We start from the raw sequence: 20166 nt of genomic DNA, 5'->3' as shown, positions 1-20166 counted from the left end.
CCACCCATGAGCCTATCCGGAGGATCCTCCTATGCCCATGCGTGGCCTGGGCCACACCCGGCGCGGCATACCCCTAAATAGGGATATATGCCTGCATAGTGTGGCCGCATGAGCGCGGATTCACTGGAACAGCCACGTCCGGATTCCCCAGGTGGCGGGTCCGAAGGCCCCGTCGGCGGCACTGACGGGACCCCGGACCGTACCGTCGTCGTCATCGGAGTGATCTCCGTCCTGGCCGTGGTCGCCTGGGCGGCCCTCGGGAAGGGTTCCTTCGACTCGGCGTCGAGCAGCGCGCTGGCCTGGGTGCTGAGCAACTTCGCGTGGCTCTTCGTGATCGCCGCCGATGTGTTCCTCGTCATGTGCGTCGTGCTCGCGATCAGCCGCTTCGGCCGGATCCGCCTCGGCAAGGACGACTCGGAGCCGGAGTTCACGAACCTCGCGTGGATCGCGATGATGTTCAGCGCGGGCATGGGCATCGGGCTGATGTTCTACGGGGTGGGCGAGCCGCTCACCCACTACCTGAACCCGCCCCCGGCCTCCGGCGCGGCCCCCGGCACCGGCGACGCCGCCCGGGCCTCGCTCGACTACTCCTTCTTCCACTGGACCCTCACCCCCTGGGCGATCTACGGCATCGCCGGCCTCGCCCTGGCCTACGCGACCTTCCGCAAGGGCCGCGGAAACCGCCTCAGCTCCGCCTTCGTCCCCCTCATGGGCGAGGAGCGGGCCAACGGCTGGCAGGGCAAGGCCATCGACCTGCTCGCCGTCTTCGCGACCGTCTTCGGCACCGCCACCAGCCTCGGCCTCGGCGCGCTCCAGGTCGCCAAGGGGCTCAACATCACGACGGGGATCGAGGACTCGACCACGGTCGAGCTGATCATCATCGGCTCCCTGTCCGCCGCCTTCGTGCTCTCCGCCTTCTCCGGCCTGCACAAGGGCGTCAAATGGCTCAGCACGATCAACATCGTGCTCGCCGCGGCCCTGATGACCTTCGTCTTCGTCCTCGGCCCGACCGTCTACATCCTCGACGTGATCCCGGCGAGCGTCGGCAGCTACCTGCACGAACTACTCCCGATGGCCACCCGCACCGGCGCCTTCACCGACAGCGCGTGGCTCGGCGCGTGGACGATCTTCTACTGGGCGTGGTGGCTCTCCTGGGCGCCCTTCGTCGGCACCTTCATCGCCCGCATCTCGCGCGGCCGCACCATCCGCGAGTTCCTCGTCGGCGTGCTCCTGGTGCCCAGCGGCGCCACCGTCGTCTGGTTCTGCGTCATGGGCGGCACCGCGATCCGCCTCGACTCCACCGGCGTCGCCGACATGGCCGCCAAGGCCAAGGAGGGCACCGAGGCCTCGCTCTTCGCGATGCTCGACGCGCTCCCGCTCGGCACGGTCACCTCGTGGATCGCCATGCTCCTGGTGATGACGTACTTCGTCACCAGCGCCGACTCCGCCTCCCTCGTCATGGGCTCCCTCACCAGCCGCGGCTCCCTGCACCCGCCGACCTGGCTCGTGGTCACCTGGGGCGTGCTGATGGCCTCCGTGGCCGCCGTACTCCTCGTCGCGGGCGGCCTGAAGTCCCTCCAGACGGCCACCATCCTGGTCGCCCTGCCGTTCGTGGTCGTGATGCTGCTCCTGTGCTGGGCCCTGGTGAAGGAGCTGCGGGAGGACCCGGGCGCGGGCCCCGTCCGCCACCACGCCCTGCACGGACTGCGGGACGCGGTCAAGGCCATGGTCGGCGACGCCATCACCGAACAGGGCCCGGCCCGCCACCCCCGCCTGCGCCGCGTCGCGGAGTCGAGGAACCGCGACCGGGAGGACGGGCCGGCGGGCGGCGGCGGGGAGGAGTGATCCCCGGCCACCCGGGGCGGCTGGGTAGGGTTGCGGCGTGACCACCACCGATGACTACGCCACCTACATCACGAGCCTGCCCCGGGTGCTGGCCGGAGCGGCCGCCCTCTTCCGGGACGCGGAGGGCCGGGTGCTCCTCGTCGAGCCCAACTACCGGGAGGGCTGGGCGCTGCCGGGCGGCACCATCGAGTCGGACACGGGGGAGTCCCCGCGTACGGCCGCCCGCCGGGAGAGCGCCGAGGAGATCGGCATCGACGTACCGCTCGGCCGGCTGCTCGCCGTCGACTGGTCGGTCGGCGAGGGCCGGCCCCCGCTCGTCGCGTACCTCTACGACGGCGGCGTGCTCGACGCCGAACAGCTCGCCTCCATCAAGCTCCAGGAAGAGGAGCTGATCTCGTGGAGGCTGGTGGAGCCGGCCGAGCTGACGGACCATCTGCTCGGATCCCTGGGCCTGCGCACCGTGGAGGCATGCCGGGTCCTGCGGACCGGCGAGGGCACCGTGGAGCTGGAGAACGGCCGCAGGCCGCAGGCCTCGTAGCGCCCTCCGCTCGTTATTCCGTGCCTACACCGAGCAGGACAGAATTCAGCAGATGATCACGATGTACGCCTGGCCCAGCACCGCCGACGGGCCCGACGCCCTGCCCATGGTCCACTTCACCACCGACCAGCAGGAGAGCGGCGAGGTCACCCCGGACGGGGTGCCGGTCTGGATGTTCGACACCGCGATCCGCGACGGCGGCTGGGCCCAGTTCACCGACTTCGAGGCCTGGTCCGTGCCGGCCGAGGGCTGGCAGGCCTTCTACCGCCGCGAGGACGACGTCCTGGCCGTCACCGGCCCCGGCTCCTGCGAGGGCTGGTACCAGGGCGGCCTCGGCGCCGACGCCGACTGGGTCGTCGCGGCCGCCGCCCAGCAGAGCGTGGTCCTGCTCGCGGCCCCCGTCCAGCACCCGTCCCTGTACGCCTACGCGGTCGAGGCAGGCGCCGCCTTCGCGCTGCTGGTGCCGCTGGTGGTCATCTAGGGCATGCCTTTCCCCGCGGACCCGACGGTGCTCCACCCGTTTCCCGACCAGCCGCGCGTGGTGCTGCTGAAGCCGCTGGTCACCTCGCCGCTGATCGAGGTGGGGGAGTACTCCTACTACGACGACCCGGACGATCCCACCGCGTTCGAGACCCGCAACGTGCTCTACCACTACGGGCCGGAGAAGCTGGTCATCGGGAAGTTCTGCGCGCTGGGCACCGGGGTCCGGTTCCTCATGAACGGCGCCAACCACCGCATGGACGGCCCCTCCACGTTCCCCTTCCCCATCATGGGCGGATCCTGGGCCGACCACTTCGACCTGCTCGCAGGCCTGCCCGGCCGGGGCGACACCGTCGTCGGCAACGACGTCTGGTTCGGCTACCACGCGATGGTCATGCCCGGGGTGCGCATCGGGCACGGCGCGATCATCGCGGCCGGCGCCGTGGTCGTGGACGACGTCCCCGACTACGGGATCGTCGGTGGCAACCCGGCCACCCTCATCCGCACCCGCCACACCGACGAGGAGATCGCCCGCCTGCTCGCCCTCGCCTGGTGGGACTGGCCCGTGGAGCACCTCACCCGGCACGTCCGTGCCGTCATGTCCGGTACGGTCGCGGACCTCGAAGCGGTCGCACCCCCGTCGGCTGAGTCCTAGAGCTGCTCGGCTCCGGACTCGAAGGCCAGCAGGCGGACCTTGCGGTCGATGCCGCCGCCGTAGCCGGTCATGGAGCCGGACGACCCGATGACGCGGTGGCACGGCACGATGATGCCGACCGGGTTCTTCCCGTTGGCCAGCCCCACCGCGCGCGAGGCGTTCGGCTTGCCGAGCTTGGCGGCCAGCTCCCCGTAGGACCAGGTCTGCCCGTAGGGGATCCGTACGAGCTGCTCCCACACGCTGCGCTGGAACTCGGTGCCCTCCAGCCGGACCGGCAGGTCGAAGGAGGTGAGCTCCCCGGCGAAGTACGCGGTCAGCTGCCGCTCCACCTCCGGGAAGGGGGCCTCGCTCGCCGCGACGCGCTCCCCGAAGGACTCCTCGGCCGGGCGGTGGCGCTGCCCGGTCATGTAGAGCCCGCAGAGGACCCCGTCGGCGGCGACGAGGGTGAGGGGCCCGTAGGGGCTGTCCACGACGGTGTGGTGCCTGGTGCTACTCGTGCTGCTGCTCATGGTGGCTCGTACTCCTCTGAAGTCGGTCGGGTCAGGCGGGCAGGACGTTGATCGCGTGGTCCTCGGTGGCCCACAGGTACTGCACGGCGTACGCGCGCCAGGGCCGCCAGCGCGCCGCGCGGGCCGTCAGCGCCGCGGGCGTGGAGGGCAGCCCGAGCCCCTGCGCGGCCCGCCGGATGCCCAGGTCGCCCGGGATGAAGGCGTCCGGGTCGCCCAGGGCCCGCATCGCGATGATCTCGGTGGTCCACGGCCCGAAGCCGGGCAGCGCCCCCAGCCGTGCGCGGGCCGCCTCCCAGTCGCTGTCGATGCCGAGCGGGAGCGAGCCGTCGGCCAGGGCCGAGACGAGCGTGGTGAAGGTGGCCCGCCGGCTGCGCGGCATGGCCAGGGACTCCGGGTCCACCCCGGCCAGGGCCTGCGGGGTCGGGAACAGGTGCGTCAGCCCGCCCTCGGGGTCGGTCACCGGCTCGCCCAAGGAGCGCACCAGCCGGGCCGCGTGCGTACGGGCCGCCGCGGTGGACACCTGCTGCCCGAGCACGGCCCGTACGGCGAACTCCTCCGCGTCGACGGTACGGGGCACCCGGCGGCCGGGAGCCTTGGCCACGAGAGGGGCGAGCAGCGGGTCGGCACGCAGCTGCTCGTCGACGGCCTCGGGGTCCGCGTCGAGGTCCAGGAGCCGCCGGCAGCGGCTGATGGCGATGGTCAGGTCGCGCAGGTCGGTCAGGGCGAGCCGGCAGCCGATGTGGTCGGGCTGCGGGGTGAGGGAGACGACGCCGGTGCCGTACGGGAGCCGGAGCGTGCGGCGGTAGGCGCCCGCCCGCCACTCCTCGACCCCGGGGACGGCGGTCGCGGCGAGGTGGCCGAAGAGGTTGTCGGGGGTGAGCGGGGCACGGAAGGGGAGCCGCAGGCTTATGGTGCCGGGCACCTGGGCGGGCCCGGCACCCCGGACGGGCCCCCGGCCGGCGGCCTTGGCCCGCAGCTCGCTCGGGGCCAGGGCGAAGACCTCGCGGACGGTGTCGTTGAAGGTCCGGATCGAGGAGAACCCCGCGGCGAAGGCGATGTCGCCCATCGGGAGCCCGGAGGTCTCGATCAGCAGCCGGGCGGTCTGCGCGCGCTGGGCCCGGGCGAGGGCGAGGGGGCCGGCGCCGAGCTCCGCGCCCAGCTGGCGCTCCACCTGGCGGGCGGAGTACCCGAGCCGGGAGGCCAGCCCCGGGACGCCCTCCCGGTCGACCACCCCGTCCTGGATGAGGCGCATGGCCCGGGCGACGGCGTCCGCGCGGGCGTTCCACTCGGGGGAGCCGGGGGAGGTGTCGGGCCGGCAGCGCTTGCAGGCCCGGTAGCCGCTCTGCTGGCAGGCGGCGGCGCTGGGGAGGAAGGTCATGTTCTCGACCTTGGGCGGTACGGCGGGGCAGCTGGGGCGGCAGTAGATGCCGGTGGTCCTCACGGCGGTGAAGAACCAGCCGTCGAAGCGGGCGTCCTTCGACTGGACTGCCCGCACGCAACGCTCCGTATCGGTGTACATGGCTCCCATCCTCCTGGGCGGCCGGTCCCCGGGCTGGCGGTTTTCCGACACCAACGTTACGGGGACCCCCCCGGCCGGGCGCCCGCCGCCGGGCCCGGCACCGGATGCGCCGCTGCGCGGGGCGAGGTCCCCTACCCCACCCTTCCACCGTTCCCCGGGGCTCCGCCCCGGACCCCGCCGCAGCGGCGTAGGGCCCCCGCGCACGCGAAAGGGCCCCCGGTTGCCTGGTGGCGGCCGGGGGCCCTTGCGTGCGCGTACAGCCGGGGCTACGGGGCCTGGGTGGCCCGCGCCTCACGGCGGTTGTGGCGGAACGTGTTCGCGCGACGGGTCGTCGCGAACAGCGGGATGGTCGCCGCCAGAGCGATCTGCAGCGCGCAGCCGGTCTGGAGCAGCAGCCCGCCGCCCGGCGCGTCGAACGCCCACGCGGCCAGCAGACCCATCGCCGCGACGATCCAGCTGAGCATCGCCACCGCGAGGACACCCCGCGGCTTGGGGTACTCGACCCGGCTCACCATCAGCCAGGCCACGCCGACGATCGCCAGCAGGGTCGGGATGAACGGCAGCTCCAGCAGCACGATCGAGACGACCGTCAGCGCACCGAAGGGGCTCGGCATGCCCTGGAACATGCCGTCCTTCATCGCCACGCAGCTGAATCTCGCGAGGCGCAGGACGACGGCCAGCAGGACGACGATCGCCGCCAGCGCCGACATCTTCTGCACCGCGTCATCGGCGACCATGCCGTAGACGAGGACGAAGTACGCCGGGGCCAGGCCGAAGCTGATCAGGTCGGACAGGTTGTCCAGCTCCGCGCCCATCGGCGAGCTGCGCAGCTTGCGGGCCACGATGCCGTCGAAGAGGTCGAAGACCGCGGCGAGCAGCATCAGTATCACGGCGGTCGCCGCGCTGCTGCGGGCCATGCCCGACTCGCCGCTGCCGGTGAGGTGCGGGATGAGGATCCCGGTGGTGGTGAAGTACACCGCCATGAATCCGCACGTCGCGTTGCCGAGGGTCAGGGTGTCCGCTATCGACAGCCGCAGTGACAGCGGCATGTCGTCCTCGGGAGACTCCTCCTCGGACGCCTCGGGTACCCATCCCGATGCCGGCGTCGACAGGTTCGCCGGGGTTTCAGGTTCAGTCACGGTCAATTCGGGTCACCCCCGCGGTGGTGGCCTGTCCGACCTCGACCGCGATCTCGACGCCCTCGGGGAGGTAGATGTCGACGCGGGAGCCGAAGCGGATCAGACCGATGCGTTCGCCCTGCTCCACCTTGGTGCCGGCCGGCAGGTACGGGACGATGCGACGGGCGACGGCGCCGGCGATCTGCACCATCTCGATGTCGCCGAGCTCGGTGTCGAAGTGCCAGACGACGCGCTCGTTGTTCTCGCTCTCCTTGTTGAACGCCGGAACGAATCCACCGGGAACGTGTTCCACGGACGTCACCGTGCCCGCGAGGGGCGCACGGTTGACGTGGACGTTCAGCGGGCTCATGAAGATCGCGACGCGGGTCCGCCCGTCCTTCCACGGCATGATGCTCTGCACCACACCGTCGGCGGGGGAGATGACCCGGCCCTGAGTGATCTCACGCTCGGGGTCGCGGAAGAACCACAGCATGCCCGCCGCGAGCGCGGTGGTGGGCACGGCCACTGCCGCCCAGCGTCCGGACTTGCGGGCCCGGACGAGGCTGACGGCGGCGGTGGCGACGGTCGGCAGAAGCCACGGCGATGCTCCGCGCGCGAGGCGTCCACCGAGGAGGCCGACGCGAGGTGCAGAGGTTTGGCTGTGGGGCATGGATGACCTTCGTAGCGGGTGATGCCGCGCCGCAAACGGGGGGACGGGACGGCGGCTTTACTGGAATGCTATCGGTTGCACGCAACAACTGGGCAAGCCAGAAGCCGAGTCGATGACCGTGAGCCAGTGACTGCTAGTGACTCTTTTGCGGAAAACCACTGGATGATTTACCGCAAAAGGGACTTTCAGCCCTGGAGCCGGTACTCCTCGAGCAGGCGTCGCCCGATGATCATTTTCTGGATCTCGGCGGTACCTTCGCCGATGAGCAGCATGGGTGCCTCTCGGTAGAGGCGCTCGATCTCGTACTCCTTCGAGAAGCCGTAGCCACCGTGGATACGGAACGCGTCCTCCACCACCTCCTTGCAGTACTCGGAGGCGAGGTACTTCGCCATCCCTGCTTCGAGGTCGTTTCGTTCCCCGGAGTCCTTTTTGCGTGCTGCATTGACCATCATCGCATGGGCGGCTTCGACCTTGGTAGCCATCTCGGCCAGCTTGAACTGGATCGCCTGGTGCTCGGCGATGGCCTTGCCGAAAGTGTGACGTTGCTGGGCATACGAGACACCCAGCTCGAACGCACGCTGCGCGACGCCGCAACCACGGGCCGCCACGTTGACGCGGCCGACCTCGACCCCGTCCATCATTTGGTAAAACCCTCGGCCGGTCTGGCCGCCGAGCACCCGATTGGCCGGAATGCGCAGTCCGTCCATGATGAGCTCGGTCGTGTCGACGCCCTTGTAGCCCATCTTGTCGATCTTGCCGGGGATGGTCAGGCCGGGACGCACCTCACCGAAGCCGGCCTCCTTCTCCACGAGGAAGGTCGTCATCGACTTGTGGGGCGCGGTGCCCTCGGGGTGTCCTTCGTCACTGCGCACCAGAACGGCCACCAGCGTGGAGGTGCCGCCGTTCGTCAGCCACATCTTCTGGCCGTTCAGGACGTACTCGTCGCCGTCCTTGACCGCCTTGGAGGTGATGGCCGACACATCGGAGCCGAGCCCCGGCTCGGACATAGAGAACGCGCCGCGCACCTCGCCCAGCGCCATCCGCGGAAGGAAGTACTCCCTCTGCTCCTGGGTGCCGTGCTGCTTGAGCATGTACGCCACGATGAAGTGCGTGTTGATGATGCCCGAGACGGACATCCAGCCGCGCGCGATCTCCTCGACGCACAGGGCGTAGGTGAGCAGCGACTCACCCAGGCCGCCGTACTCCTCCGGGATCATCAGGCCGAAGAGGCCGAGTTCCTTGAGACCGTCGACGATCTGCTGCGGGTACTCGTCCCGGTGCTCCAGCTCGGTCGCGACCGGGATGATCTCCTTGTCGACGAACTCCCGGACGGTCTTGAGGATGTCCCTCTGGTCGTCCGTCAGGCCGGCGGTCTGGGCAAGTCGGCTCATGGTTCTACTTCCCCTGTTCCTTCAGCGTGGGGCGGCCGGGCTGCTCGCCGCCGCGCTCCTTGATGTACGTCTCGGTCGGGACCATCACCTTGCGCCGGAAGACGCAGACGAGGGTGCCGTCCTGCTTGTAGCCCTTGGTCTCCACGTAGACGATGCCGCGGTCGTTCTTCGACTTCGACGGGGTCTTGTCGAGGACCGTGGTCTCGCCGTAGATCGTGTCCCCGTGGAAGGTCGGCGCCACGTGGCGCAGCGACTCGATCTCCAGGTTGGCGATCGCCTTGCCCGAGACGTCCGGCACGGACATGCCCAGCAGCAGGGAGTAGATGTAGTTGCCCACGACCACGTTCTTGCCGAAGTCGGTCGTGTTCTCCGCGTAGTTGCTGTCCATGTGGAGCGGGTGGTGGTTCATGGTCAGCAGACAGAAGAGGTGGTCGTCGTACTCGGTGACCGTCTTTCCGGGCCAGTGCTTGTAGACCGCGCCGATCTCGAACTCTTCGTAGGTGCGTCCGAACTGCATGCTGCTCAGGCCTCCGGGATTTCGAACTTGGTGGTGCGCTGCATGCCGGCGGCGCGGCCCTTGCCCGAGATGACCAGGGCCATCTTGCGGCTGGCCTCGTCGATCATCTCGTCGCCGAGCATCGCGGAGCCCTTCTTGCCGCCCGCCTCGGAGGTGCACCAGTCGTACGCGTCGAGGATCAGCTCGGCGTGGTCGTAGTCCTCCTGGGAGGGGGAGAAGACCTCGTTGGCCGCGTCGACCTGGCCGGGGTGCAGCACCCACTTGCCGTCGAAGCCCAGGGCCGCGGCGCGCCCGGCGACCTCGCGGTAGCCGTCGACGTTCTTGATCTGGAGGAAGGGGCCGTCGATCGCCTGGAGGTCGTGCATGCGGGCCGCCATCAGGATCCGCATCAGGATGTAGTGGTAGGCGTCCGCGCCGTAGCCGGGCGGCTGCATGCCCACGACCAGGGACTTCATGTTGATGGAGGCCATGAAGTCGGCCGGTCCGAAGATGATGGTTTCCAGCCGCGGCGAGGCGGCGGCGATCGCGTCGACGTTGACCAGGCCCTTGGCGTTCTCGATCTGCGCCTCGATGCCGATCTTGCCGACCTCGAAGCCCATCGTCTTCTCGATCTGCGTCAGCAGGAGGTCGAGCGCCACGACCTGCTGGGCGTCCTGGACCTTCGGCAGCATGATGCAGTCGAGGTTCTGGCCGGCGCCCTCGACGACCGTGATCACATCGCGGTACGTCCAGTGCGTGGTCCAGTCGTTGACGCGCACCACGCGGGTCTTGCCGGTCCAGTCGCCGTTGTTCAGCGCGTCCACGATCGTGTGGCGGGCGCCCTCCTTGGCGAGCGGGGCGCAGGCGTCCTCCAGGTCCAGGAAGACCTGGTCGGCCGGGAGGCCCTGGGCCTTCTCCAGGAACCGGGGGTTGGAACCCGGCACCGCGAGGCAGGAGCGGCGCGGCCGCAGCCGGTTGACCGGGGAAGAGGGCGTGGTCATGCGGGGACCTCCGTGCTTGCAAGGGTGTCAGTGTCGATGATCTCGTCGGCGTCGCCGAGCGGGTGGAGCTTGTTGGCCCGGCGGATCTCGTCGACGATTTTGCCGATGATCTCCGTGATGCCGAAGTCCTTCGGGGTGAAGACCGCCGCCACCCCGGCCTCCTTGAGCGCCACGGCGTCGGCATTCGGAATGATGCCGCCGAGCACGACGGGGATGTCACCCGCCCCCGCCGCACGCAGGCGTTCCAGCACGTCCGGGACGAGCGCGCTGTGCGAGCCGGACAGGATGGACAGTCCCACGCAGTGCACGTCCTCGGCCAGCGCCGCCGAGGAAATCTCCTCGGGGGTCAGCCGGATGCCCTGGTAGACCACCTCGAAACCGGCGTCGCGGGCCCGTACGGCGATCTGCTCGGCGCCGTTGGAGTGCCCGTCCAGGCCGGGCTTGCCGACCAGCAGGCGCAGCCGGCCGGAGCCCAGCTCGTCGGCGGTACGGGAGACCTTCGCGCGGACGAGGGCCATGGGGGTCCCCTCCTCGGCGGTCACGGCCACCGGGGCCGAGGAGACCCCGGTCGGCGCCCGGAACTCGCCGAACACCTCGCGCAGCGCGCTCGACCACTCGCCGGTGGTGACACCGGCGCGGGCGCACTCCAGGGTGGCCTCCATCAGGTTCTCGTCCCCGGCGGCGGCATCCTTGAGCCGGTCCAGGGCCTGCATCACCGTCGGGAAGACGAACGGGTCGCCGCCGCCCTGCCGGTCCGAGGACTCCTGGCGCTCGGCCTTCCAGCGGCCGATGCGCTCGACGGTCTGCGCCTCCAGGGCCCCGTCCACCGTCATGATGGCGCCGTCCAGGTCGGAGGTGAGCGGGTTCTCCTCGGTCTGCTGGAAGCAGTTGACGCCGACGATCTTGTCCTGGCCGTCCTCGATCCGGGCCCGCCGCGCGGCGTGCGAGGAGACCAGCTCGCCCTTGAGGTACCCGGACTCGACGGCCGCCATCGCGCCGCCCATCTCCTGGATCCGGTCGATCTCGGCCAGGCACTCGGCCACCAGGGACTCGACCTTGGCCTCGATCACGTGCGAGCCGGCGAAGATGTCCTCGTACTCCAGCAGGTCGCTCTCGTGGGCCAGGACCTGCTGGATCCGCAGCGACCACTGCTGGTCCCAGGGCCGGGGCAGGCCCAGCGCCTCGTTCCAGGCCGGCAGCTGCACGGCGCGGGCGCGGGCGTCCTTGGAGAGGGTCACCGCGAGCATCTCCAGCACGATCCGCTGGACGTTGTTCTCCGGCTGCGCCTCGGTCAGGCCCAGGGAGTTGACCTGGACGCCGTACCGGAAGCGGCGCTGCTTCTCGTTCTCGATGCCGTAGCGCTCGCGGGTGACCTTGTCCCAGATGCGGCCGAAGGCGCGCATCTTGCACATCTCCTCGATGAAGCGGACGCCCGCGTTCACGAAGAAGGAGATCCGGGCGACGACCTCGCCGAAGCGCTCCGGCGGGACCTGGCCCGAGTCGCGCACCGAGTCCAGGACCGCGATGGCCGTGGACATGGCGTACGAGATCTCCTGGACGGGCGTGGCCCCGGCCTCCTGCAGGTGGTAGCTGCAGATGTTGATCGGGTTCCACTTCGGGATGTGGTTGACCGTGTACGCGATCATGTCCGTCGTCAGGCGGAGCGAGGGCCCGGGCGGGAAGACGTGCGTCCCGCGCGAGAGGTACTCCTTGACGATGTCGTTCTGGGTGGTGCCCTGGAGCTGGGCGATGTCCGCGCCCTGCTCCTCGGCGGCCACCTGGTAGAGCGCCAGCAGCCACATGGCGGTGGCGTTGATCGTCATCGAGGTGTTCATCTGCTCCAGGGGGATGTCCTGGAACAGCCGCCGCATGTCGCCCAGATGGGAGACCGGGACCCCGACCCGGCCGACCTCGCCGCGGGCGAGGATGTGGTCGGGGTCGTAGCCGGTCTGCGTCGGAAGGTCGAACGCGACCGACAGGCCGGTCTGGCCCTTGGCGAGGTTGCGGCGGTACAGCTCGTTGGACGCCTCGGCCGTGGAGTGGCCGGCGTACGTCCGCATGAGCCACGGACGGTCCTTCTGGCGCTCTGTCATCTCAGGCTGTCCCTTTGGCCTTTGAGGGGTCTCAGATGTTGCGGAAGCGGTTGATCGCGTCGAGGTGCGTCGCGCGCATCTCGTGGTCCCGGACGCCGAGGCCTTCCTCGGGGGACAGGCAGAGCACGCCGACCTTGCCCTGGTGGAGGTTGCGGTGGACGTCGTAGGCGGCCTGGCCGGTCTCCTCCAGGGAGTAGACCCGGGACAGAGTGGGGTGGATCTTGCCCTTCGAGATCAGCCGGTTGGCCTCCCAGGCCTCGCGGTAGTTCGCGAAGTGCGAGCCGATGATCTTCTTCAGGGACATCCACAGGTAGCGGTTGTCGTACTCGTGCATGTAGCCCGAGGTCGAGGCGCAGGTGGTGATGGTGCCGCCCTTGCGGGTGACATAGACGCTCGCGCCGAAGGTCTCGCGGCCCGGGTGCTCGAAGACGATGTCGATGTCCTCGCCGCCGGTGAGCTCGCGGATGCGCTTGCCGAAGCGCTTCCACTCCTTCGGGTCCTGGGTGTGCTCGTCCTTCCAGAACTTGTAGCCCTCGGCGTTGCGGTCGATGACCGCCGTCGCGCCCATCGCCCGGCAGATGTCCGCCTTCTCCGGGGAGGAGACCACGCAGATCGGGTTGGCGCCGCCGGCCAGGGCGAACTGGGTGGCGTACGAGCCGAGTCCGCCGCTGGCGCCCCAGATCAGGACGTTGTCGCCCTGCTTCATGCCGGCGCCGTTGCGGGAGACCAGCTGGCGGTACGCGGTGGAGTTGACCAGGCCGGGGGAGGCGGCCTCCTCCCAGCTGAGGTGGTCGGGCTTGGGCATCAGCTGGTTCGACTTGACCAGGGCGATCTCCGCCAGGCCGCCGAAGTTGGTCTCGAAGCCCCAGATGCGCTGCTCGGGGTCGAGCATCGTGTCGTTGTGGCCGTCCGAGGACTCCAGCTCGACCGACAGGCAGTGCGCGACGACCTCGTCGCCCGGCTTCCAGGCGTTCACGCCGGGGCCGGTGCGCAGGACGACGCCCGCGAGGTCCGAGCCGATGATGTGGTACGGCAGGTCGTGGCGCTTGGTGAGCTCCGAGAGGCGCCCGTAGCGCTCCAGGAAGCTGAAGGTGGACACCGGCTCGAAGATCGAGGTCCACACGGAGTTGTAGTTGACCGAGGAGGCCATGACGGCGACCAGGGCCTCGCCCGGGCCCAGCTCGGGGAGCGGCACCTCGTCGAGGTGCAGGGACTTGCGGGGGTCCTTCTCGCGGGTGGTGAGCCCGGCGAACATCTCCGCCTCGTCCTTGTGCACGGTGATCGCGCGGTACGAGTCGGGGAGCGGCAGGGCAGCGAAGTCGGCGGCCGTCGCGGCCTGCGACTGGATCGCGTCCAGGATGTCCTTCACGGTGTTGCCTCCGGCCGTGCGCTGATGAGGGTGCGCTGAGGGAAACGGGGTGCGTTGAGCTGCTGAATGGCGAAGCGGTGTGGTGAGCGGGGCTGCTCGGGGCGCCGTCGATTCGGCTGGGGTGGAGCTGCGCGTTGCCTGTGGTGGGGCGGTGCGGGGGCCTGGTGACGCAGGCATCCGGGGCGCGGTTCGTGCCGAGTGGGCTGGACCGCGGGGACATCCGGACGAGATTCAACGTATGGCACCCCGTGTCACTCAGCAAGGCACCGCGTGCCAAAACTTTCTCTCATTTGCCGATTGACCTGCACGGATGAGCGATGATCGATCAGAGTTACCCGCGAGTAGGGGCAACTCGGACAAACGAAAGCGGCCGCCCCCGGAACGGGAGCGGCCGCTGTGACGTGTGTCGCCTACTTGTTTCTGAGCGCCTCTTCGATGGTCCGCATGACCTCGTCCAGCGGGGCGTCCGTGCGGGCCACCGCCACCAGTACCTCGCCCTGCGTACGCACCGAGGCCGGCGCGGTGGCGGGCTCGGGCGGCGTGCTCAGCGTGCGCCCCGCGCCGATCCCCGAACCGAAGGTCTTGCGCACGATCGCGAAGGCGTGGTCGAGCTGCGCCTCCACGTCGCCCTGCCCGCCCGCCCGCAGCCAGCGCCGCAGCACGTGGTTGTGGGCCGTGACCACCGCCGAGGCGGCGACCTCCGCCAGCAGCGGGTCGTCGTTGCCGTCGTGGTGGTCGGTCTCGTCGAAATGGGCCAGCAGGTAGCGGGTGAACAGCCGCTCGTAGCGGGCGACCGAGGCGATCTCCCGCTCCCGCAGCGCCGGCACCTCGCGGGTGAGCCGGTAGCGCTCCACCGACACCGCCGGCGAGGCGGCGTACATCTTCATGACTTCCTTGATCCCCCGGCACACCGTGTCGAGCGGGTGCTCGTGCGCCGGGGCCACGTCGAGGACGGCCTCGGCGCGGGTCAGGGTGTCGTCGTGGTCCGGGAAGATCGCCTCTTCCTTGGACCGGAAGTGCCGGAAGAAGGTCCGGCGCGCGACCCCGGCCACCGAGGCGATCTCGTCGACCGTCGTGGCCTCGTACCCCTTGTTCGCGAAGAGCGCCATGGCGGCCGCCGCCAGCTCGCGGCGCATCTTGAGCCGCTGAGCGGCCGCCTTGGTGCCGGCCGGGGTCTCCGGGGCGTCGGAGGCCGCGGAGGCGCGGGGTGAGGTCTTGGCGGGCTGGGACATAGAGCGAAAGTACTTCATTCGCTCGGGAGAGCGCTCCCGAGGGGGGTGGGGCGGGGATGGATGCGGGGGAGGGCCGGCACTGGGCACACAGTGCTCCTCGGGAGGGTGTGTCCGCCGTGAGGGTCCGGCGGACCCGAGCAGCCCTCCCCACGCATCCTGTCTGTGGGGCTCCTGGGGCTCCTGCGCCTGCCGCGGATTACCGGCGGGGGGCGTACTCACGGAATCCGCGGCCGGTCTTCCGGCCCAGGCAGCCCGCGGCGACCAGGTGCTCCAGCAGCGGGGACGGGGCCAGGCCCGGGTCGCGGAACTCCTTGTGCAGGACCTGCTCGATGGCCAGCGACACGTCCAGGCCGACCACGTCGAGGAGCTCGAAGGGCCCCATCGGGTAGCCGCCGCCCAGCTTCATCGCGGCGTCGATGTCGTCGATGCCCGCGTAGTGCTGCTCGACCATCTTGATCGCGTTGTTGAGGTACGGGAACAGCAGCGCGTTCACGATGAAGCCGGCCCGGTCCCCGCAGTCCACCGCGTGCTTGCGCACCTGACCGCAGATCCCGCGGACCGTGGCGTGCACGTCGTCGGCGGTCAGGACGGTCCGGACCACCTCGACCAGCTTCATCGCCGGAGCCGGGTTGAAGAAGTGCATGCCGATCACGTCCTCGGGCCGCGAGGTCGCGCGGGCGATCGCGATCACCGGGAGCGAGGAGGTCGTGGTGGCGAGCACCGCACCGGGCTTGCAGGCCTTGTCCAGCGACCGGAACAGCTCCTGCTTCACCTCCAGGTCCTCGGCGACGGCCTCCACGGCCAGGTCCACGTCGGAGAAGGCGTCCAGCGAGCCCGCCGCCGTGATCCGGTTCACGGTGGCGGCGGCGGCCTCGGCCGTCAGCCGGCCCCGGTCCACCGCGCGGGCCAGCGACTTGGCGATCGCGGCCTTCGCCGCGTCCGCCTTCTCCTGGCTGCGCGCCGCCAGCACCACGGGGAAGCCGGCCTGCGCGAAGACCTGCGCGATGCCGCTCGCCATCGTGCCCGAGCCGGCCACGCCGACCGAGTTCACCGGACGGCTCGCCCGGACCAGGTCCCCGTCCGGCGGGGTCTGGAGGTCGCGGACGACGACCTGGCTGCCCGGGGCCTCGTACGTGTAGAAGCCGCGCCCGGACTTCTGCCCGGTCAGGCCCGCCTCGGCGAGGTGGCCGAGGATCGGGGCCGGGGCGTGCAGCCGGTCGCCCGAGGAGGTGTACATGGCCTCGAGGACCGTGCGGGCGGTGTCCACGCCGATCAGGTCGAGCAGCGCGAGCGGGCCCATCGGGAGGCCGCAGCCCAGCTTCATCGCCGCGTCGATGTCCTCGCGGGAGGCGTACTTCGCCTCGTACATGGCGGCGGCCTGGTTGAGGTAGCCGAACAGCAGGCCGTCGGCGACGAAGCCCGGACGGTCGCCGACCGCGACGGGCTCCTTGCCGAGCTCGCGGGCCAGCGTGGTGACCGCCTCGACGGCCGGCGGGGCCGTCAGCACGCTGGAGACGACCTCGACCAGCTTCATCGTCGGCGCCGGGTTGAAGAAGTGCAGGCCGACCACGCGCTCCGGGCGCTGGGACTCGGCGGCCATCCGCGTCACCGACAGGGCGTTGGTGCCGGTGGCCAGGATCGCGGTGGGCCGGACGATCGCGTCGAGCTCGCGGAAGATCCGCTGCTTGAGCTCGTAGGACTCGGGGACCACCTCGATGACGAGGTCGGCGTCGGCGGCGGCGCCCAGCTCGGAGAAGGTGCGGAAGCGGGCGAGCACCGCCTCGCGCTCCTGATCGGTGAGCTGCTCCCGCGCCACGGAGCGGGCGGTGGTCGCCGCGAGGGCCGTGGTGGCCCGGCGGGCGGCGGCCTCGCTGATGTCGATGCCGATGACCTCGCGGCCGGCCCGGGCGAGGACCTCGGCGATGCCGGAGCCCATCGTGCCGAGACCGACGACGGCGATGGTCTGCAGCGCCGGACGGACGGGCTGGGAGGAGGGGGAAGAGGACTGACTGGACGTGGACGGAAGGTCCATCGCGGGACTCCAGTGGAAGAGGGTGACGACTGAGGGGGCACGCGGAGCACGGCGCGCGCGGAGGCCGTATGGGAACCCGTGCGGGAATCCGTGGGGGATCCGAGCGGAAGAGCACGCGGAAGAGCAGGCGGAAAACCGTGCGAAAGGCGTGCGGAGAAGCCCGGGGCTCCCGGATGACCGGGGATGGCGGCAGAACCGGGGAACCCGGAGGAACCCGGCAGCAAGGAGCCGGTGGGGCGCAAGCGGCGGAGCCCTGTCCCGGGGTCACGCCGTGAGGTGGTGCGGAGTCGTGCAGAACCGACTGGCACGAGGTGGCTGCGTCACCAGGCCGCCCTCGTACGTGTTGTAGGGACAGTAACCCGTCCCCAACTGGTCCGCCAGAGCGCGCAGATGTGACCTGTACCGCCCAAATGTACCGATCATCGATCATCGATCAACCGGCTGCTCTAGGGTGGCCGCGTGAACGAGGTGTTGGAACGTCTGCGGGCCGAAGCCGGGCGGGCCCCGGAGGGCGAAGCGCGGTACGCGGAGCTGCTCGCGCAGGACGCGGACGGCCTGGCGGCCTCCCTGACCTCCGCCGGGCTGCCCCTGTGGGCCCGCGAACTGGCCGCGTACCGGCTGGGACTGGCCGGCGACCGGCGCGCCTTCGAGTCCCTGGTCCTGCTGCTCAACCACCGGGACCCGCCGCGCTGCGAGGCGGCCGCGCAGGCGCTGGCCGTCCTCGGGGACCCGCGCACCGCCCGCGCGGCGGCGGCGCTGGCCACGAACGAACTGCGCACGGCCTACGCCCTGCACCCGGTCCGGCTGCTGGCGGCGCTGCGGGCGCCGGAATCCGCCCCGGCGCTGATCCGCACGCTGTCGCGGCTGCTCGCGCCGCACGACCCGTACTGGCGGGTGGCCCTGGCCTGCGTGGAGGGGCTGGGCGCGCTGGCGGACCAGCGCGCCCGGGAGGTCCTGACCCGGGCCCAGTCGCACCCCCGGCTGGCGGTGGCGGCGACGGCGGCCCTGCGGGGGCTGGGCGTCAGCTAGCGAAGCCGGTCTTGAACCCGGTGCCGAACCCGGCTCCGGAACCGGTCCGGAAGCCGGTCTCCGTCTCGGCCCCGGAGTGCGATCCGGTCCCGGTCCGCTCCGGGAGGACCGCGAAGGCCTCGATCTCCATCAGCAGTTCCGGCCGGAACAGGGCCGCCACCTGAACCGCCGAGGAGGCCGGGAGGCGGTCCGGGGCGATCACCTCGTCGCGGGCCTCCCGAACCGCCGGGAGGTGGGCGACGTCCGTGACGAAGTACGTCAGCTTCACCACGTCGTCGAAGGTGGCCCCGGCCGCCGCCAGGCACAGCCGCAGGTTCTCGAACACCTGCCGGGCCTGGGCGGCGGCGTCGCCCTCGCCGACCAACTCGCCCTTCTCGTCGAAGGCGCACTGCCCGGACACGGCGACGAACCGCCCCGTGCCCCAGACGACGTGGTTGTAGCCGGTGCCCGGGGCCACGCCCTCGGGAGCGGCGACGCGGGTGAGGTGGTTGTCCTGTGAGGTGGTCATGGGCACGATCTTGCCCGCTGCGGGTCAGCCCCGGAAGCCGAGCAGCCCGTGCAGCGCCGCGCCGCCCGCCGACGGCGGGACCGCGCGGGTCGCCGGGATCGGGGTGGGCTCCGCCTGGGCGGGGCAGACGGCGTCCGCGGCCTTGCCCGTCAGCAGGTACGCGGACAGCTTCTCGTCGAGGCACTTGTTGCCGCTCAGGGCGACGCCGTGGTTGCCGCCGCCCTCCTCGACCACCAGCGCCGAGCCCGCGAGCTTGCGCCGCATGCTCACCGCGCCCTCGTACGGGGTCGCGGCGTCCTCGGTCGCCTGGAAGAGGAGCGCCTGCGGGAGCGCGGAGTTGGTGACGTCCGGGGCCTGGAGCGGCTCGGACGGCCAGAACGCGCAGGGGGCGTTGTACCAGGCGTTGTTCCAGGTCATGAAGGGTGCCTTGGCGTGCGTGCGCCACATGTCGGCCCGCCACTGGTTCCAGTTCCTGGGCCACGCCGAGTCCCGGCACTGCACGGCCGTGTAGACGCTGTAGCTGTTGCCCGCCGAGGGCTCCACCGCGCCGAACTTCTCGTACGCGGAGACCAGCGGCTTCGGGTCGCCGTCCACGGAGTACGCGGCGAAGGCGGCGGCGAGGTGGGGCCAGTAGCCGTTGAAGTAGCCGCCCGGCATGAAGGTGTCCTCCAGCTCCGCCGGGCCCACCTTGGCGCCCGCCGGGGCGGTGCGCAGCGCCGTCCGCATCTCGTACCAGCGGGACTCGACCTCGGCCGGGTCGGTGCCGAGGTGGTACGTGGAGTCGTACCGGGCCACCCAGGCCAGGAAGGCCTTGTGGCGGGAGTCGAAGGCCTGGTCCTGGGCGAGGTTGTCCTCGTACCAGACCCCGGCCGGATCGACGACGGAGTCCAGGACCAGGCGGTGCACGCGGCCGGGGTGGAGCTTGGCGTACACCGCGCCCAGGTAGGTGCCGTAGGAGTAGCCGAAGTAGCTCAGCTTGTCCGCGCGCAGGGCGGTGCGCAGCACTTCGAGGTCGCGGGCCGCCGACACCGTGTCGATGTACGGGAGGACGTCGGCGTGCTTGGTCTGACAGGACTCGGCGAAGGACTTCACCCGCTCCAGGTTGGCCCGCTCGGTCGCCTCGTCCAGCGGCACGGAGTCGGGCCGTACGGGCGTGAAGTGGCCCGCGCCGCAGTCCAGGGCGGGCTCGCTCTTGCCTACGCCCCGGGGGTCGAAGCCGATCACGTCGTACTGGGCCGCGACCTCCTTGGGCAGGGCGGAGGCGATGAAACCGGCCAGGGTGCGCCCGCTGCCGCCGGGCCCGCCGGGGTTGACCAGCAGGGGGCCCTGGGAGCGGGCGGCCGTGTGGGGGACGCGGGTCAGGGCGAGGGAGATCTGCCGGCCGGCCGGGCTGTCGTGGTCGAGCGGGACCTTGAGGGAGGCGCACTGGAGCGTCGGGTAGCGGGAGGTCGCGCAGTTGGACCACTTCAGGGCTTCGGCGGCCGGGGCGGCCGCTGCCGCTGCCGGGGCCGCGGCCGTCACCGGGCTCGCCAGGGCGGCGGCGAGGGTGGACACCGCCAGCAGGACGGCGGCGCGCCGCAGAGCGGGACCGGGCTTGTTCTTCGTCGGGTGCAGCGTCGGGTGCAGCATGGGGCCTCCCAGCCGAGGGTTCTGGGCGGAATCGTCCCGGAACCTGTGCTCG

General features: G+C 70.9%; 17 protein-coding genes and 1 pseudogene. 5 read left to right on the top strand and 13 right to left on the bottom strand.

Annotated elements, in window-relative coordinates; translation table 11 throughout:
- Window positions 1-108 precede the first annotated feature (108 nt).
- The 4 genes from OHA37_RS06615 to OHA37_RS06600 are packed head-to-tail and all read left to right on the top strand — an operon-like array spanning window position 109 to window position 3518.
- Entirely contained in the window at window positions 109-1845 is a 1737-nt protein-coding gene (locus OHA37_RS06615; RefSeq protein WP_266903396.1) for a BCCT family transporter, read from the top strand.
- 37 nt (window positions 1846-1882) lie between these two features.
- A complete protein-coding gene (locus tag OHA37_RS06610) occupies window positions 1883-2383 on the top strand; it encodes an NUDIX domain-containing protein (RefSeq protein ID WP_266903394.1) in 501 nt (166 codons plus the stop codon).
- A gap of 52 nt (window positions 2384-2435) precedes the next feature.
- Window positions 2436-2864 (top strand): hypothetical protein, encoded by a 429-nt coding sequence (locus tag OHA37_RS06605; RefSeq protein WP_266903392.1) that lies wholly within the window; start codon window positions 2436-2438, stop codon window positions 2862-2864.
- Between the two features lie 3 nt (window positions 2865-2867).
- Entirely contained in the window at window positions 2868-3518 is a 651-nt protein-coding gene (locus OHA37_RS06600) for a CatB-related O-acetyltransferase (protein WP_266903390.1), read from the top strand.
- Here the strand turns inward: OHA37_RS06600 and OHA37_RS06595 are convergent.
- The 11 genes from OHA37_RS06595 to OHA37_RS06545 all read right to left on the bottom strand — a co-directional run bounded on the left by OHA37_RS06595 (window position 3515) and on the right by OHA37_RS06545 (window position 16948).
- Window positions 3515-4027, bottom strand: a complete 513-nt coding sequence (locus OHA37_RS06595) for a methylated-DNA--[protein]-cysteine S-methyltransferase (protein ID WP_266903388.1) — start codon at window positions 4025-4027, stop codon at window positions 3515-3517. The genes OHA37_RS06600 and OHA37_RS06595 overlap by 4 nt on opposite strands.
- 31 nt (window positions 4028-4058) lie before the next feature.
- Window positions 4059-5546, bottom strand: a complete 1488-nt coding sequence (locus OHA37_RS06590; RefSeq protein ID WP_266903386.1) for an AlkA N-terminal domain-containing protein — start codon at window positions 5544-5546, stop codon at window positions 4059-4061.
- A gap of 266 nt (window positions 5547-5812) precedes the next feature.
- On the bottom strand, window positions 5813-6595 hold the full coding sequence (pssA, locus tag OHA37_RS06585; protein ID WP_266912559.1) for a CDP-diacylglycerol--serine O-phosphatidyltransferase: 783 nt from the start codon (window positions 6593-6595) through the stop codon (window positions 5813-5815).
- Window positions 6596-6677: 82 nt separating this feature from the next.
- Entirely contained in the window at window positions 6678-7334 is a 657-nt protein-coding gene (locus OHA37_RS06580) for a phosphatidylserine decarboxylase (protein ID WP_266903384.1), read from the bottom strand.
- 185 nt (window positions 7335-7519) lie between these two features.
- Complete coding sequence (locus tag OHA37_RS06575) at window positions 7520-8725, bottom strand: acyl-CoA dehydrogenase family protein (RefSeq protein ID WP_266903382.1); 1206 nt, start codon at window positions 8723-8725, stop codon at window positions 7520-7522.
- Window positions 8726-8729: 4 nt separating this feature from the next.
- Window positions 8730-9242, bottom strand: coding sequence for a MaoC family dehydratase (locus OHA37_RS06570; protein WP_053681718.1), 513 nt, complete (start codon window positions 9240-9242; stop codon window positions 8730-8732).
- Window positions 9243-9247: 5 nt separating this feature from the next.
- Window positions 9248-10222, bottom strand: coding sequence for an HpcH/HpaI aldolase/citrate lyase family protein (locus OHA37_RS06565; protein ID WP_266903377.1), 975 nt, complete (start codon window positions 10220-10222; stop codon window positions 9248-9250).
- The gene (locus tag OHA37_RS06560; RefSeq protein ID WP_266903375.1) at window positions 10219-12315 is read right to left on the bottom strand and encodes a protein meaA; all 2097 of its coding nucleotides are present in this window, start codon (window positions 12313-12315) and stop codon (window positions 10219-10221) included. Before OHA37_RS06560 ends, OHA37_RS06565 begins: the two co-directional genes overlap by 4 nt.
- 31 nt (window positions 12316-12346) lie before the next feature.
- Window positions 12347-13684, bottom strand: coding sequence for a crotonyl-CoA carboxylase/reductase (gene ccrA / locus OHA37_RS06555; RefSeq protein ID WP_266885008.1), 1338 nt, complete (start codon window positions 13682-13684; stop codon window positions 12347-12349).
- 410 nt (window positions 13685-14094) lie between these two features.
- Window positions 14095-14916, bottom strand: coding sequence for a TetR family transcriptional regulator (locus OHA37_RS06550; protein ID WP_266903373.1), 822 nt, complete (start codon window positions 14914-14916; stop codon window positions 14095-14097).
- A gap of 196 nt (window positions 14917-15112) precedes the next feature.
- Entirely contained in the window at window positions 15113-16948 is a 1836-nt protein-coding gene (locus OHA37_RS06545) for a 3-hydroxyacyl-CoA dehydrogenase family protein (protein WP_266903371.1), read from the bottom strand.
- Between the two features lie 459 nt (window positions 16949-17407).
- On the opposite strand from OHA37_RS06545, the gene OHA37_RS06540 reads away from it, so the two are divergent.
- Window positions 17408-17977: a HEAT repeat domain-containing protein gene (locus OHA37_RS06540; protein WP_266903369.1), complete on the top strand. Its 570-nt coding sequence runs from the start codon at window positions 17408-17410 to the stop codon at window positions 17975-17977.
- Window positions 17978-18077: 100 nt separating this feature from the next.
- Here OHA37_RS06540 and OHA37_RS06535 read toward each other — a convergent pair.
- Window positions 18078-18485: pseudogene (locus OHA37_RS06535) on the bottom strand (RidA family protein); the annotation flags it as partial.
- 24 nt (window positions 18486-18509) lie between these two features.
- Window positions 18510-20114: an alpha/beta hydrolase gene (locus OHA37_RS06530; RefSeq protein ID WP_266903365.1), complete on the bottom strand. Its 1605-nt coding sequence runs from the start codon at window positions 20112-20114 to the stop codon at window positions 18510-18512.
- Between the last annotated feature and the right edge of the window lie 52 nt (window positions 20115-20166).

Source organism: Streptomyces sp. NBC_00335 (assembly GCF_036127095.1).
In the GTDB taxonomy this organism is placed as follows: domain Bacteria; phylum Actinomycetota; class Actinomycetes; order Streptomycetales; family Streptomycetaceae; genus Streptomyces.
This window is presented reverse-complemented; position numbering and strand designations above follow the sequence as displayed.

What these genes read in the sequence shown, in the direction of transcription:
- OHA37_RS06615 (WP_266903396.1), top strand. Translation starts at nt 109, where the DNA reads ATGAGCGCGGATTCACTGGAACAGCCACGTCCGGATTCCCCAGGTGGC.
- OHA37_RS06605 (WP_266903392.1), top strand. Translation starts at nt 2,436, where the DNA reads ATGATCACGATGTACGCCTGGCCCAGCACCGCCGACGGGCCCGACGCC.
- OHA37_RS06600 (WP_266903390.1), top strand. Translation starts at nt 2,868, where the DNA reads ATGCCTTTCCCCGCGGACCCGACGGTGCTCCACCCGTTTCCCGACCAG.
- OHA37_RS06595 (WP_266903388.1), bottom strand. Translation starts at nt 4,027, where the DNA reads ATGAGCAGCAGCACGAGTAGCACCAGGCACCACACCGTCGTGGACAGC.
- OHA37_RS06590 (WP_266903386.1), bottom strand. Translation starts at nt 5,546, where the DNA reads ATGTACACCGATACGGAGCGTTGCGTGCGGGCAGTCCAGTCGAAGGAC.
- pssA (WP_266912559.1), bottom strand. Translation starts at nt 6,595, where the DNA reads ATGCCGCTGTCACTGCGGCTGTCGATAGCGGACACCCTGACCCTCGGC.
- OHA37_RS06580 (WP_266903384.1), bottom strand. Translation starts at nt 7,334, where the DNA reads ATGCCCCACAGCCAAACCTCTGCACCTCGCGTCGGCCTCCTCGGTGGA.
- OHA37_RS06575 (WP_266903382.1), bottom strand. Translation starts at nt 8,725, where the DNA reads ATGAGCCGACTTGCCCAGACCGCCGGCCTGACGGACGACCAGAGGGAC.
- OHA37_RS06570 (WP_053681718.1), bottom strand. Translation starts at nt 9,242, where the DNA reads ATGCAGTTCGGACGCACCTACGAAGAGTTCGAGATCGGCGCGGTCTAC.
- OHA37_RS06565 (WP_266903377.1), bottom strand. Translation starts at nt 10,222, where the DNA reads ATGACCACGCCCTCTTCCCCGGTCAACCGGCTGCGGCCGCGCCGCTCC.
- OHA37_RS06560 (WP_266903375.1), bottom strand. Translation starts at nt 12,315, where the DNA reads ATGACAGAGCGCCAGAAGGACCGTCCGTGGCTCATGCGGACGTACGCC.
- OHA37_RS06550 (WP_266903373.1), bottom strand. Translation starts at nt 14,916, where the DNA reads ATGTCCCAGCCCGCCAAGACCTCACCCCGCGCCTCCGCGGCCTCCGAC.
- OHA37_RS06545 (WP_266903371.1), bottom strand. Translation starts at nt 16,948, where the DNA reads ATGGACCTTCCGTCCACGTCCAGTCAGTCCTCTTCCCCCTCCTCCCAG.
- OHA37_RS06530 (WP_266903365.1), bottom strand. Translation starts at nt 20,114, where the DNA reads ATGCTGCACCCGACGCTGCACCCGACGAAGAACAAGCCCGGTCCCGCT.